Origin of the sequence: Pantoea sp. AN62 (assembly GCF_050432985.1) — a bacterium.
In the GTDB taxonomy this organism is placed as follows: Bacteria; Pseudomonadota; Gammaproteobacteria; order Enterobacterales; family Enterobacteriaceae; genus Pantoea; species Pantoea brenneri.
In genome coordinates this window covers 1-14,316 of record NZ_JBNPYB010000031.1, presented here as the reverse complement: position 1 = coordinate 14,316, position 14,316 = coordinate 1, and the positions used below count along the sequence as shown (strand labels likewise).

Here is a 14,316-nt window from a genome sequence, read left to right as displayed (position 1 = left end):
GACAAAGGCTGGGATGCCAGAAAGCGTGCGTATTGCTTGAAAATCCAGCCAGCTACAGGGTCGTTCGCAAGAAATCTTATTTATTCAACAAAGCCTATTTTTGATTACATCGAAATGTTTTATAACAGTAAGCGTCGGCATGGTTCCAGCGATCAGATGTCACCGACAGAATATGAAAACCAGTATTATCAACGGCTAGGAAGTGTCTAGATTATCCGTGGCGATTCATGGTGTGCAACCATGCCTTTTGCAAAGGCCTTGTCGGGATCTGGCTCATTAACGGCGGCCATCATTTTGTCATGCATATCTTTCATCCCCGCCATGTATTCCTGTGACGATGCTGATGAGGTCATATCTGACATGTTCATTTCAGAATGTTCAGCAGAAATGGCTGGCAGGGATAACATTAATATTACAAAAAGGGTGTTTTTGATTTTCATATAATAATTCCTTTCAGACAGGTACCGGTTAAGTGTAGCTGAGTCAGACAAAAAAGCCCCCTGACGGGGGGCAAAAATGTAGCAACGTTGTTTCAGGAAAATCTATCAGGGAAAAGGTAACAGCACGGATACTACCGTCGCATTCAGCCTGCATTGATCATGCGGCGGTGCGCTTCGGCCATGGCCTGATGTGGGCCGGATTGCCCGTTATTCATGAATTCATGGGCAACCGCTGCTCTTTCATGCTCATTCATCGCCGCGTAAGACGTTGACGGGACGGTCGTGGATACCGTGTTATTTCCCATCATCTTCTGATGACTTTCCACCATTTTCTGGTGCGCATCCGCCGAGCCGTTCGTCATGGTTTCATGAGCAATAATGGCCTGTTCATGCTGGTCCATACCGGTCATACGAGGAGCAGTCCCCTGGATCCCGACAGGAGCCGCAGCAGACTGCATCTGGTGAGCAGGAGCCTGTGCATTGTTGACGCGATCATGGATATTCACGGTTTCAGTGGCCCAGGCCGATGAAATTAAACCAAAGCCCAGCAAAGATGCTAATACGATATTTTTCATGATAACTCTCCATTTCTGAATTAGTGATGTCCGGGGAAGTACAACCGGTGTTTTCAGTTCCATAACTGAAACAAGTTCGGCAGCGTTTATTTCTCCGGAAGAGGGCTGGATATTCATTTCCTGGCGTACTCTGACGCCGGGTATTGATGAAGCAATCCAGCCTTCCTGATAAGTTGCACTAATTATATCGAATGGCTTCTGTTTGCTGCATGACAGGCTAATGACATCTTTGTCATTTACATCTTTATTTTCAGCATTGGGTTTCCGGGATCATTTTCTCCAGTCTGGGCACGGATAAGATAAAACGCGTGGAGCGTACGTCTGATTCCACCTGCACTCTTCCGTGATGTGCTTCCACGATTGACTTCACAATCGCAAGGCCGATGCCGCTGCCTTCTCCTTTTCGTTGTCTGGACGGATCCACCCGATAAAAACGGTCAAACAGCCTTGATAAATGCTCTTCAGGGATTGGTTTCCCCGGATTTTCAATCACAAGGTCAAAAAAGCTCCCCTGTTTTCTTATTGAGACGGTGATTGCCTGTCCCTCAGGGGTATAACGCAGGGCATTGGATAACAGATTATTGATCGCTCTTCTGAACATTTGTGGATCTCCCTCGACCAGACAGGGCATCCCGTTAAATTTGAGCGTGATATTGCGTTCTTCGGCCCAGGCTTCGAAAAACTCGAAGACTTTCATGACTTCCGCTCTGAGGTCAAACATGACCCTGTCAGGTATCAGCTGATTATTATCTGCCTGTGCCAGGAACAGCATATCGCTGACCATTTTGGTCATCCGGTTATACTCTTCAAGACTGGAATAGAGGACATCCTCAAGTTCCCTCTGTGTTCGATCCTGACTCAGTGCGATTTCAGTCTGCGTCACCAGATTGGTGATGGGCGTTCTGATCTCATGCGCGATATCGGCAGAGAAATTGGCCTGGCGGGTAAAGACATCCTCAATCTTTCCAATCATATGATTGAACGAGATAACCAGTTGCTCCAGCTCAATGGGAACGCGTGTCGGTTCCAGTCGCGCATCAAGATTCTCGGAGGTGATGTTTTTAATGGCATTGCTGACATTACGAAGGGGCAGGTGCCCCTGACGGACAGCGATTCGAATGATCAGAACAATCAACAGGCTTATCACGACGGCAATCGCAATCAGGTTCTTTTTCAGCGCATCGAGGTAATGGAGATGGAAATTAATGGATAGGCCAGTCAGCATGACATAGTTCTGCTGTTTGCCCTGAAATATCGCCTGACCAGAGGAGGCGATAATCCTGTATGTTTCCATCTTCATTTCGGACCCGGTATCCATCGGTCCCGCAGGATCCTCCACCGTCCAGAGAAAGACATCCCGTGCGCGGCTGTGCTCGCTAAAATCTGCTGAATTCACTGCCGGGCGTAGTGCCGCCCCCTGAGCTGAGCTAAAGAGCACTTCACCCCTGGGATTGAGGAGCAAAAGGGCAACGTTGCGGTAGCTGGCAATTGATTCCTTTATTTTGCTTATTTTTTTATCATCCGGATCCACCGGGGACTGCAGTATACGGTTCAGTGTGGTGCTGATTTGTTGAAGATCGCTGACATCCTGCTCGGCAAAATGATTTTCAACAGAATGCAGCATAAACCAGGTGAAGGCGATAAAAGCCAGTATCGTGGACAGGCTGATAAAAAAGGTCAGCCGCAGAGCGAGTGAGAAAGGGCGTCTGGAAGGTTTGCTATGCATCCGGGACCTCCAGCATGTAGCCCACGCCCCGGACTGTCTGGATCAGCTTTGTCTCGTAATCGTTGTCTATTTTAGCGCGGAGTCGCTTTACTGCGACATCGATCGCATTAGTGTCGCTGTCAAAATTCATGTCCCAGACCTGAGAGGCAATCAGGGAGCGGGGAAGAACCTCTCCCTGATGGCGAATGAAGAATTCCAGCAGGCTGAACTCTTTACTGGTGAGCACAATGCGGTTTCCGGCGCGACTGACTTTTCTGGATACGAGATCAATCGAGAGGTCAGCCACCTTAAACTGGCTTTCCGTGATCATCGTGTTTCCCCGCCTCAGAAGGGTTCTCACCCGGGCGAGCAGTTCGGCAAACGCAAAGGGTTTAACCAGATAATCGTCCGCACCCAGTTCCAGTCCTTTGACCCTATGTTCGATCGTGCCGAGGGCTGTCAGCAGTAAGACCGGCATACCCTTTCCGGCAGTGCGCAGCATGCGGATGATATCCCAGCCGTTCACATCAGGTAGCATGATATCCAGAATGACTAAATCATACTCGGCTGTCATGGCGAGATGATATCCGGTAAGACCATTATCAGCGTGATCCACTACGAACCCTGCCTCTGTAAGCCCTTTGCTGAGATATTCACCTGTTTTAATTTCGTCTTCGACGATCAATATTTTCATCTTGCTCCCCGGCTGGCTGCTAATGTCATTCTATTGCGCCCACGATCGTTATCAACGGATTACAGCAAAAATGACAACATTGTCATTATCCTGTCACTCGGCAAACAGAGAGCGTTAGGTAAAGTACCCCTATCAATACTCTGGACTTCATTTGAACCATTTACCAGGTCTGCCTGGACGAGAAGCGTTATGTTCAAATTAAAATTACTCAGCATTAGCACGATATTCATCCTGGCAGGCTGCGTGTCGCTTGCGCCTGAATATCAGCGGCCCGCAGCACCGGTACCCCAGCAGTTTTCACTGTCCCATAACAGCCTGACGCCAGCGGTAAATGGCTATCAGGATACGGGCTGGCGTAACTTTTTTGTCGATCCCCAGGTTACCCGGTTGATCGGTGAAGCTCTGACTAATAACCGTGATTTGAGAATGGCTGCCCTGAAGGTTGAAGAGGCCCGAGCCCAGTTCAACGTCACGGATGCAGATCGTTATCCCCAGCTGAATGCCTCATCCGGGATAACATACAGCGGTGGTCTGAAAGGTGACAAGCCGACCACACAGGAGTACGACGCGAGACTGGAGCTCAGCTATGAGCTCGATTTTTTCGGCAAACTTAAGAACATGAGTGATGCTGACCGCCAGAACTACTTTGCCAGCGAAGAAGCCCGTCGGGCCGTACACATCCTGCTGGTCTCCAACGTTTCACAGAGCTATTTCAGCCAGCAACTGGCGTACGAACAACTCCGTATTGCGCGGGAAACGCTGAAAAATTATGAACAGTCCTATGCTTTCGTTGAGCAACAGCTCGTGACCGGGAGTACGAACGTTCTGGCACTTGAACAGGCGAGAGGACAAATCGAAAGTACCCGCGCCGAAATAGCCAAACGAGAAGGCGATCTGGCTCAGGCAAACAATGCCCTGCAACTGGTGCTGGGAACGTACCGCGCACTTCCGTCAGAAAAAGGGATGAAAGGCGGGGAGATCGCACCAGTAAAATTGCCACCAAATCTATCTTCACAAATTTTGCTGCAGCGACCGGATATTATGGAAGCGGAATATCAGCTGAAAGCGGCTGATGCCAATATTGGCGCAGCGCGAGCGGCCTTTTTCCCCTCCATTACCCTGACCAGTGGTCTTTCCGCAAGCAGTACGGAGCTGTCAAGCCTGTTTACGTCAGGAAGTGGAATGTGGAATTTTATCCCTAAAATTGAAATTCCTATTTTTAATGCTGGCAGGAATAAAGCCAATCTGAAGCTGGCTGAAATTCGCCAGCAACAATCGGTGGTTAATTACGAACAAAAAATTCAGTCAGCCTTTAAGGATGTTTCCGACACGCTTGCGCTGCGCGACAGCCTTAGCCAGCAACTTGAGTCACAGCAGCGTTATCTTGATTCACTTCAGATAACTCTCCAGCGTGCCAGAGGATTATATGCAAGTGGTGCTGTCAGTTACATCGAAGTGCTGGATGCAGAACGTTCCCTCTTCGCTACGCAGCAAACCATTCTCGATCTTACCTATTCCCGACAGGTTAACGAAATTAATCTGTTTACCGCGCTGGGTGGCGGTTGGGTAGAGTAAATTTATTTAATTAATCAGGAAATTAAAAATGCGTAATTCACTTAAAGCCGTTTTATTTGGTGCCTTCTCTGTCATGTTTTCTGCCGGTCTTCATGCTGAAACACATCAGCATGGCGATATGAATGCTGCCAGTGATGCTTCGGTACAGCAGGTTATCAAGGGCACCGGTGTCGTTAAAGACATTGATATGAATAGTAAAAAGATTACCATTTCGCACGAAGCAATCCCTGCTGTGGGCTGGCCTGCAATGACCATGCGCTTCACTTTTGTTAATGCAGACGACGCTATCAATGCCCTGAAAACCGGCAACCATGTCGATTTCTCGTTTATTCAGCAGGGCAATATCTCCTTACTCAAAAGCATTAACGTTACGCAATCCTGATTATCAGTCCGGAGCGAATACATCCAGTGCGCCTGAACATTCATTAAGGGATTACTGTGAATGAATGATCGGGCGCATATGCCAGGTGTTTTGATTTTTCAGCGAGAAATTGTATGGCTTCTTTAAAGATAAAATATGCTGCAATAATTATCAGCAGCCTCATAGCAGGAGGGCTGATATCGGTTACTGCCTGGCAGTATGTAAACTCATCACAAAAAACAGTACAAACCGAACAAAAGGCACCGGAGCGAAAGGTACTTTTCTGGTATGACCCGATGAAACCGGATACCAAATTTGATAAACCCGGAAAATCTCCCTTTATGGATATGGACCTGGTGCCAAAATATGCTGATGAAAGCGGCGATAAAAGCAGTGGCGGGATCCGTATCGATCCAACGCAGGTTCAGAATCTGGGATTAAAAACGCAAAAAGTCACGCGAGGAATGCTGAATTATTCTCAGACAATCCCGGCTAATGTCAGTTACAACGAGTATCAGTTTGTCATTGTGCAGGCGCGCTCTGACGGTTTCGTCGAAAAAGTGTATCCCCTGACGATTGGCGATCATGTGAAGAAAGGCACTCCGCTTATCGATATCACCATTCCTGAATGGGTTGAGGCACAAAGTGAGTTCCTGCTGTTATCCGGTACAGGCGGTACGTCAACCCAGATAAAAGGGGTTCTGGAGCGACTTCGTCTAGCTGGTATGCCGGAAGAGGATATTCAAAGGCTGCGTTCAACCCGCACAATCCAGACCCGTTTTACCATTAAAGCACCTATTGATGGTGTCATTACTGCGTTTGACCTGCGCACCGGAATGAATATTTCGAAAGATAAAGTAGTGGCTCAGATTCAGGGGATGGACCCGGTCTGGATCAGCGCTGCAGTGCCAGAATCTATCGCATATCTGCTGAAAGATACGTCGCAGTTTGAAATTTCGGTACCGGCTTATCCGGATAAAACATTCCATGTCGAAAAATGGAACATTCTTCCCAGCGTGGATCAGACAACCCGTACGCTTCAGGTCCGTCTCCAGGTTTCTAATAAGGATGAGTTTCTCAAGCCGGGCATGAACGCCTATCTGAAACTGAATACCAAGAGCCAGGAGATGCTGCTGATACCAAGCCAGGCCGTTATCGATACCGGCAAAGAACAGCGCGTGATTACTGTTGATGATGAAGGCAAGTTTGTGCCGAAACAGATCCACGTTCTGCATGAATCACAGCAACAGTCCGGCATTGGCTCCGGCCTGAATGAAGGCGATACCGTGGTGGTCAGTGGCCTGTTCCTCATTGACTCCGAAGCCAATATTACGGGCGCGCTGGAACGTATGCGCCACCCTGAAAAAACAGAAAACAGTATGCCAGCAATGTCTGAGCAGCCTGTAAATATGCATTCAGGGCACTGAGGAGACGACGATGATTGAATGGATTATCCGGCGCTCTGTCGCCAACCGTTTCCTGGTCATGATGGGCGCACTGTTTCTCAGCATCTGGGGCACATGGACGATAATTAACACGCCGGTCGATGCGCTGCCTGACCTGTCAGATGTGCAGGTCATTATTAAAACCAGCTATCCCGGACAGGCCCCGCAGATTGTAGAAAACCAGGTCACCTATCCGCTTACCACCACCATGCTGTCCGTACCTGGCGCAAAAACCGTGCGTGGCTTTTCACAGTTCGGTGATTCGTATGTGTATGTCATTTTTGAAGACGGCACCGATCTGTACTGGGCCCGTTCGCGCGTGCTGGAATACCTGAATCAGGTTCAGGGCAAACTGCCTGCGGGTGTGAGCTCTGAAATCGGCCCGGACGCCACGGGAGTGGGCTGGATATTTGAATATGCCCTTGTCGATCGCAACGGAAAACACGACCTTTCAGAACTGCGCTCTCTGCAGGACTGGTTCCTGAAATTTGAGCTGAAAACCATCCCGAACGTGGCTGAGGTCGCTTCGGTTGGCGGCGTGGTGAAACAGTACCAGATTCAGGTCAATCCGGTAAAACTGTCCCAGTACGGTATCAGCCTGCCCGAAGTGAAACAGGCACTTGAATCGTCTAACCAGGAGGCCGGTGGCTCATCCGTTGAAATGGCCGAAGCGGAGTATATGGTCCGTGCCAGCGGTTATCTTCAGAGCATTGATGATTTTAATAACATCGTCCTGAAAACAGGTGAGAACGGCGTGCCGGTTTATCTGCGGGATGTTGCCCGCGTGCAGACCGGGCCCGAAATGAGGCGTGGTATTGCCGAGCTGAACGGCCAGGGAGAAGTCGCTGGCGGCGTGGTGATCCTGCGGTCGGGTAAAAATGCGCGCGACGTTATCACGGCAGTGAGGGATAAACTGGAGACGCTGAAGGCCAGCCTGCCGGAAGGCGTTGAAATCGTGACCACCTACGATCGCAGCCAGTTAATCGACCGGGCGATTGATAACCTCAGTTCCAAACTTCTGGAAGAGTTTATCGTGGTGGCCATCGTCTGTGCTCTGTTCCTGTGGCACGTACGTTCTGCCCTGGTGGCGATTATCTCTCTGCCGCTTGGCCTGTGTATCGCCTTTATCGTCATGCACTTCCAGGGACTGAACGCCAATATCATGTCGCTGGGAGGGATAGCGATTGCCGTCGGTGCGATGGTGGATGCCGCCATTGTGATGATTGAAAATGCGCACAAACGGCTTGAGGAGTGGGATCATCAGCATCCGGGTGAGCAGATTGACAACGCCACCCGCTGGAAGGTGATTACCGACGCCTCCGTGGAAGTGGGACCCGCGTTGTTCATTAGCCTGCTGATCATCACCCTGTCCTTTATTCCTATCTTTACCCTGGAAGGGCAGGAAGGTCGTCTGTTTGGCCCGCTGGCATTCACGAAAACGTACTCCATGGCGGGAGCGGCCGCACTGGCCATCATCGTCATTCCTATTCTGATGGGATTCTGGATCCGGGGGAAAATTCCTGCCGAGACAAGTAACCCCCTGAACCGGGTGCTGATCAAAGCGTATCATCCTTTGCTGCTGCGGGTCCTCCACTGGCCAAAAACAACCCTGCTGGTTGCGGCCTTGTCCATTTTCACGGTTATCTGGCCACTGAGTCAGGTGGGCGGTGAATTTCTGCCGAAGATTAACGAGGGCGATCTGCTGTATATGCCGTCGACCTTGCCTGGCGTCTCTCCGGCAGAAGCTGCAGCGCTCCTGCAGACAACAGACAAGTTAATCAAAAGCGTTCCTGAAGTGGCTTCTGTATTTGGCAAGACCGGTAAAGCAGAGACCGCAACGGATTCCGCGCCGCTCGAAATGATGGAAACCACGATCCAGCTCAAACCTGAGGATCAGTGGCGTCCCGGCATGACAATTGACAAGATTATTGATGAACTCGACAGGACAGTCCGTTTACCGGGTCTGGCAAACCTCTGGGTGCCGCCTATCCGTAACCGTATTGATATGCTCTCAACCGGGATCAAAAGCCCGATAGGTATCAAAGTGTCCGGGACTGTTCTGTCCGATATCGACGCGACGGCGCAGAGTATCGAGGCGGTAGCCAAAACCGTGCCTGGCGTGGTGTCTGTCCTGGCTGAGCGACTTGAGGGCGGGCGCTACATCGATATCGATATCAACCGGGAGAAAGCCTCCCGCTACGGGATGACGGTAGGTGATGTCCAGCTGTTCGTCTCTTCAGCAATCGGAGGTGCTATGGTGGGTGAGACGGTTGAAGGGGTGGCCCGGTACCCTATTAACATTCGCTACCCGCAGGATTACCGGAACAGTCCGCAGGCGCTGAAACAGATGCCGATCCTGACCCCGATGAAGCAGCAGATCACGCTGGGCGATGTCGCGGATATTAACGTCGTTTCTGGACCAACCATGCTGAAAACCGAAAATGCCCGGCCAGCCAGCTGGATTTATGTTGATGCCCGCGGCAGGGACATGGTGTCGGTGGTTAACGACATTAAGACGGCCATCAGCGAGAAAGTGAAACTGAGACCGGGAACCAGTGTGGCATTCTCCGGACAGTTTGAACTGCTTGAGCATGCCAACAAGAAACTGAAGCTGATGGTGCCGATAACGGTGATGATCATTTTCATCCTGTTGTATCTGGCATTCCGCCGGGTTGACGAAGCCCTGCTGATCCTGATGAGCCTGCCGTTCGCCCTGGTTGGCGGAATATGGTTCCTGTACTGGCAGGGCTTCCATATGTCAGTGGCGACCGGAACCGGGTTTATCGCCCTGGCCGGGGTGGCAGCAGAGTTTGGCGTGGTCATGCTGATGTATCTGCGTCATGCCATTGAAGCGCACCCGGAATTGTCCCGTAAAGAGACGTTCACACCGGAAGGTCTTGATGAAGCCCTCTATCATGGTGCCGTACTGCGTGTCCGGCCGAAAGCCATGACCGTGGCGGTGATCATTGCGGGTCTGCTGCCAATACTCTGGGGAACCGGCGCAGGTTCAGAAGTCATGAGCCGTATTGCTGCGCCAATGATTGGTGGGATGATCACGGCTCCGCTGCTGTCCCTGTTCATTATTCCTGCCGCCTACAAATTAATCTGGCTGCGCAGACATAAAAAAAGCGTGTCATAACCCTGAAAGGGCGCCCCCAGTGGGCGTCCTTCTGCACTGATTCACCCTGACGTCAGGGTTTATATCGATAATATACAGAGGTGAGTATGAAAAAAGTGGTTCTAATGGCCCTGGCTCTCGGCCTGTCACTGCCTGCAATGGCGAGTGAAAAAGTCATTGATATGTACAAATCTGAAAACTGTGGCTGTTGTTCCCTGTGGGGCAAAGCGATGGAAAAAGACGGGTTCGAAGTGCGAACTCACGTCATGAATGATCAGGCGCTGTCAGCCCTGAAAGAAAAGCATGCTGTTCCTGCTGGACTACGAAGTTGTCATACCGCGGTTGTAGGTAATTTGATCATTGAAGGCCATGTGCCTGCGGCAACGATACATAAGGCCATGCAGTCTGGTTCGGGTATATACGGTCTCGCCACCCCCGGTATGCCAGCAGGAAGTCCGGGAATGGAGATGGGGGCCCGAAAAGAGGCTTACGATGTTATCGCATTCTCACCGGAGGGCAGTAAAAAAGTCTTCCAGCGAATCGAATAGTCAGCGGAACGGCTGATAACGGGACGCCGGCAGCAGGCACTCTTATGCCGGCGGCATTCGTGGTAATCGCATCCATGACATATCCTGAAGACAGAAAATGCTTCAGATATGCATAAGGAGAGTTACTGTGAAAAATGACAATGTAGTGGAACATAACAACCAGACTGCTTCTGAGCAGACATCATCCCCGGACGAGAGTCACGCATTGCATAAGGTGAGAGATCCCGTGTGCGGGATGGTCATCCTGCCTGACAAGGCGCACAGCAGCATTCGATACCAGGACCATCAGCTTTATTTCTGCTCCGCCAGCTGTGAGAGCAAATTTAAAGCCCATCCCGATCATTATTTTACCGAAGATGCCAGTGAACATCACCATCACCACGACCACCATGAAGTCAGCCCTGATAAGATAAAACAGTCTCACCGCCAGGCGGAGAAAGAGATTTCTGAAGGTGTGTGGACATGTCCGATGCATCCGGAGATACGCCGTAGTGGTCCCGGAAGCTGTCCTGTCTGTGGAATGGCACTGGAGCCGCTCGTAGCTACGGCATCCACGGGGACGAGTGATGAACTTCGCGACATGACAAGACGCTTCTGGCTGGGGTTGTTGCTGGCGTTTCCGGTTCTGATACTCGAAATGGGTTCTCATCTGTTTCCCGCTTTGAGGAATACAGTACCGCCACAGTACAACACATGGCTGCAGTTACTTCTGGCCTCTCCTGTCGTTTTGTGGTGTGGCTGGCCATTCTTCGCCCGGGCCGGAATGTCGTTACGTAACCGCTCCCTGAATATGTTTACCCTTGTTGCAATGGGGACCGGCGTAGCCTGGGTTTACAGCGTCATTGCAACCGTCTTCCCCTCCTGGTTTCCTGCATCGTTCAGAAACATGGATGGCCTGGTGGCCATTTATTTTGAAGCCGCAGCTGTTATTACGGTGCTTGTTCTGCTGGGACAGGTCCTTGAATTGCGGGCAAGGGAACAAACCTCAGGTGCCATTACTGCGCTTCTTAACCTTGCCCCCAAAACCGCCAGGCGGCTGGATCAAGACGGTCATGAAACGGATATTAATGCGGAAGATGTCCTGCCTGGCGATAAGCTCCGCATCAGACCTGGAGAGAGTATTCCGGTCGACGGTATCGTGGTCGAAGGCAAAACAACCGTTGATGAATCGATGGTGACCGGGGAATCTATGCCTGTTACCAAAACGGAGGGTGACCCTGTCATCGGGGGGACCATTAATCAGACAGGTAGTCTTATCATCCGTGCAGAGAAAGTCGGTGATGAAACGATGCTCTCACGAATTGTTCAGATGGTCGCTGATGCACAGCGTTCGCGGGCCCCCATCCAGAGAATGGCTGACAGCGTTTCAGGCTGGTTTGTTCCTCTGGTGATACTTATCGCGGTTGTTGCTTTCATGATCTGGTCTGTCTGGGGGCCCGAGCCCAGGATGGCGCACGGTCTCATTGCGGCTGTGTCGGTCCTGATTATTGCCTGTCCCTGCGCGCTGGGGCTGGCCACGCCGATGTCGATAATGGTGGGGGTGGGCAAAGGAGCCCAGGCCGGGGTGTTAATCAAGAATGCCGAAGCCCTTGAGCGTCTTGAAAAAGTGGACACGCTGGTTGTCGACAAAACAGGCACGCTCACGGAAGGTTCGCCGACGGTGACAGGGATTATCAGTCTCAATCCGGGTGGGGAAACATCTCTTTTGCGTGTAACGGCCGCAGTGGAAAAAGGCTCGCAGCATCCGCTGGGTATGGCAGTAGTTAAAGCAGCACAGGAAAAGGGGATCGCAATACCCGCAGTCACTCATTTCAATGCGCCGTCGGGTAAAGGTGTCTCAGGCGATGTCGAAGGTCAACGGGTTGTTATTGGTAATGAACTGGCTATGCAGGAAAACAGTATCGTTATTGATAATCAAAAGGCCGTTGCGGATACGTTGCGGATGGAAGGCGCTACCGTTATCTATGTGGCCACAGACGGGCACCTTGCAGGCCTGATAGCTATCTCGGATCCCGTGAAAGCAACCACGCCGGATGCGCTTAAAGCTTTGCGTCAGGCGGGGATCCGCATCGTTATGCTCACCGGGGATAACCAGCTTACCGCTGAAGCAGTCGCACGGAAACTGGGAATAGATGAGGTTGAAGCCGGGATTCTGCCGGATGGCAAAAAAGCAGTGATAACCCGACTGAAAGCGTCTGGCCATGTGGTTGCGATGGCCGGAGACGGTGTGAATGATGCCCCGGCGCTGGCAGCGGCTGACGTGGGTATAGCCATGGGAACGGGTACAGATGTGGCAATTGAAAGTGCCGGAGTCACCCTTCTCAAAGGCGACTTGATGATACTGAACAGGGCCCGTCATCTGTCAGAAATCACCATGAAAAATATCCGACAGAATCTGTTTTTTGCATTTATCTACAACGCACTTGGCGTGCCTGTGGCTGCAGGTCTGCTTTATCCTGTGTATGGAATACTGCTGTCGCCAGTTATTGCGGCGGCGGCCATGGCTCTTTCCTCCGTCAGCGTCATTGTGAATGCGTTGCGTCTGAAAAGTGTCAGGCTCGGGAAATAACACTGAGTGAAGGGGCTGTTACGAACAGAAGGAGTCCAGTATGAAAAGTACCACCTATGCGCTTATTGCTGTCGCCGCGATCGCGGCATTTGCCCTCCTGCGCGAACACTGGTCACATGTGGCAGGTTACTGGCCATATCTGTTATTGCTGGTCTGCCCGCTAATGCATCTTTTCCACGGCCACGGAGGGCATGGAGATCATCAACATCAAGGAAGTGAAAACGATAAAAAAAATTAATCCGGCAGACGGGGCCGCGTCGCGGCCCCGTTATCAGTCCAGGTATCGTTCGTAGTCTCTGGCATGCGCAAAGGCATGCTGTTCAAGTTTGTTATCAGCGGGTGCCGCTGCCCGGAACGCCAGTGAGTTAACAGGATTGTTATTGATGACCAGCTCGTAATGCAGATGAGGACCGGATGAACGTCCGCTGTTACCGGATAACGCAATAGCGTCTCCCCGGGTAACCCTGGCCCCTTTAGTAACGAGTATTTTATTGAGGTGGAGATAGCGAGTTTTAACACCGGCTTTTCCCGTTACTTCAACAAAATATCCCATGGTACTGTTGTATTCGGCCCGGGTGATTTTTCCGTCGATGACGCTGACTATTTTCGTGTTCATGGGCATGGAATAATCAATGCCATTATGGGGACTCACTTTTCCCGATACCGGGTTAAGTCTTGCAGGATTGAAAGGCGAACTGAGTCTTGCTGTGGCCGGTAACGGATAATCGAGACTGCCTTTCCCGGAAGTATCGGAAAGGTTATAGAACTTTTTATCTGATATACGATACGCCGTGTAATTAAATGAACCGGACGTAAATTTATAGGCCACGACACGTGATTTTCCCGCTTTCTTTTGCAGTACGAGTTTTAATGATTCATTTTTTTTCAAATGCCGCAGATTAAACCGGGAAGGCAAGGAGCGCTGAAGAGTAGCGATCTCGTTCGATTCCAGCCCCGAGCGGGTGGCTGAAAGGTAGGCATTTTCTTTTACGACATCTGTAGAATACATTTACTGGAATTCGCCGTTAGAATGAACACTGCGGCGTATGCTAGGGGTTTTCAGGAGGCGTGTCATCTGTCAGTTAATCGGGAGCACCGTTGATGGTCGTCATTTTTGTAACATATCTTGTTTCCCGTTTGCTCCTGAAGCTCTGGGAACTGTATGACCAGCCCGACGGTGATGATTAACGGGGCTTTGTTGAATAAATCAGATTTCGGGTAAGTCTCCCCCGTAGCGGGTTGTGTTTTCAGGCAATACGCACGCTTTCAGGTATACCTGCTTTCGT

12 protein-coding genes and 1 pseudogene are annotated in these 14,316 nt (G+C 50.8%); 8 read left to right on the top strand and 5 right to left on the bottom strand.

Annotated features, from left to right (window positions below; all coding sequences use genetic code 11):
• Positions 1–210, top strand: a 210-nt coding sequence (locus tag FHW04_RS23035) for an IS3 family transposase (protein WP_227022005.1), incomplete at its 5' end; no start/stop codon positions are given.
• Positions 211–224: 14 nt separating this feature from the next.
• On the opposite strand, the pseudogene FHW04_RS23030 reads toward FHW04_RS23035, so the two are convergent.
• The 4 genes and pseudogenes from FHW04_RS23030 to silR all read right to left on the bottom strand — a co-directional run.
• Positions 225–440: pseudogene (locus FHW04_RS23030) on the bottom strand (CopM family metallochaperone); the annotation flags it as partial.
• A 143-nt stretch (positions 441–583) separates the two neighbouring features.
• The gene (gene silE, locus FHW04_RS23025) at positions 584–1,015 is read right to left on the bottom strand and encodes a silver-binding protein SilE (protein ID WP_000790483.1); all 432 of its coding nucleotides are present in this window, start codon (positions 1,013–1,015) and stop codon (positions 584–586) included.
• Between the two features lie 250 nt (positions 1,016–1,265).
• Positions 1,266–2,741 carry a copper/silver sensor histidine kinase SilS gene (gene silS / locus FHW04_RS23020; RefSeq protein WP_089562581.1) on the bottom strand — a complete coding sequence of 492 codons (1,476 nt, stop codon included), beginning with the start codon at positions 2,739–2,741 and terminating at the stop codon, positions 1,266–1,268.
• A complete protein-coding gene (gene silR, locus FHW04_RS23015; protein ID WP_000697968.1) occupies positions 2,734–3,414 on the bottom strand; it encodes a copper/silver response regulator transcription factor SilR in 681 nt (226 codons plus the stop codon). Before silR ends, silS begins: the two co-directional genes overlap by 8 nt.
• Positions 3,415–3,603: 189 nt before the next feature.
• On the opposite strand from silR, the gene silC reads away from it, so the two are divergent.
• The 7 genes from silC (at position 3,604) to FHW04_RS22980 (ending at position 13,268) form a co-directional block, all read left to right on the top strand.
• Positions 3,604–4,989, top strand: coding sequence for a Cu(+)/Ag(+) efflux RND transporter outer membrane channel SilC (gene silC, locus FHW04_RS23010; RefSeq protein ID WP_000475503.1), 1,386 nt, complete (start codon positions 3,604–3,606; stop codon positions 4,987–4,989).
• A gap of 28 nt (positions 4,990–5,017) precedes the next feature.
• The gene (cusF, locus tag FHW04_RS23005) at positions 5,018–5,371 is read left to right on the top strand and encodes a cation efflux system protein CusF (RefSeq protein ID WP_001246153.1); all 354 of its coding nucleotides are present in this window, start codon (positions 5,018–5,020) and stop codon (positions 5,369–5,371) included.
• A 113-nt stretch (positions 5,372–5,484) separates the two neighbouring features.
• Complete coding sequence (silB, locus tag FHW04_RS23000; protein WP_001485328.1) at positions 5,485–6,777, top strand: Cu(+)/Ag(+) efflux RND transporter periplasmic adaptor subunit SilB; 1,293 nt, start codon at positions 5,485–5,487, stop codon at positions 6,775–6,777.
• A 10-nt stretch (positions 6,778–6,787) separates the two neighbouring features.
• Positions 6,788–9,934, top strand: coding sequence for a Cu(+)/Ag(+) efflux RND transporter permease subunit SilA (gene silA / locus FHW04_RS22995; protein ID WP_089562582.1), 3,147 nt, complete (start codon positions 6,788–6,790; stop codon positions 9,932–9,934).
• An 86-nt stretch (positions 9,935–10,020) separates the two neighbouring features.
• Positions 10,021–10,461 (top strand): DUF411 domain-containing protein, encoded by a 441-nt coding sequence (locus tag FHW04_RS22990; protein ID WP_002436620.1) that lies wholly within the window; start codon positions 10,021–10,023, stop codon positions 10,459–10,461.
• A gap of 97 nt (positions 10,462–10,558) precedes the next feature.
• Positions 10,559–13,030, top strand: coding sequence for an Ag(+)-translocating P-type ATPase SilP (silP, locus tag FHW04_RS22985; RefSeq protein WP_128088304.1), 2,472 nt, complete (start codon positions 10,559–10,561; stop codon positions 13,028–13,030).
• Positions 13,031–13,070: 40 nt separating this feature from the next.
• Positions 13,071–13,268, top strand: coding sequence for a DUF2933 domain-containing protein (locus tag FHW04_RS22980; protein WP_000843497.1), 198 nt, complete (start codon positions 13,071–13,073; stop codon positions 13,266–13,268).
• Positions 13,269–13,301: 33 nt separating this feature from the next.
• Here FHW04_RS22980 and FHW04_RS22975 read toward each other — a convergent pair whose 3' ends face one another.
• The gene (locus FHW04_RS22975; RefSeq protein ID WP_004118669.1) at positions 13,302–14,039 is read right to left on the bottom strand and encodes a peptidoglycan DD-metalloendopeptidase family protein; all 738 of its coding nucleotides are present in this window, start codon (positions 14,037–14,039) and stop codon (positions 13,302–13,304) included.
• Positions 14,040–14,316: the final 277 nt, after the last annotated feature.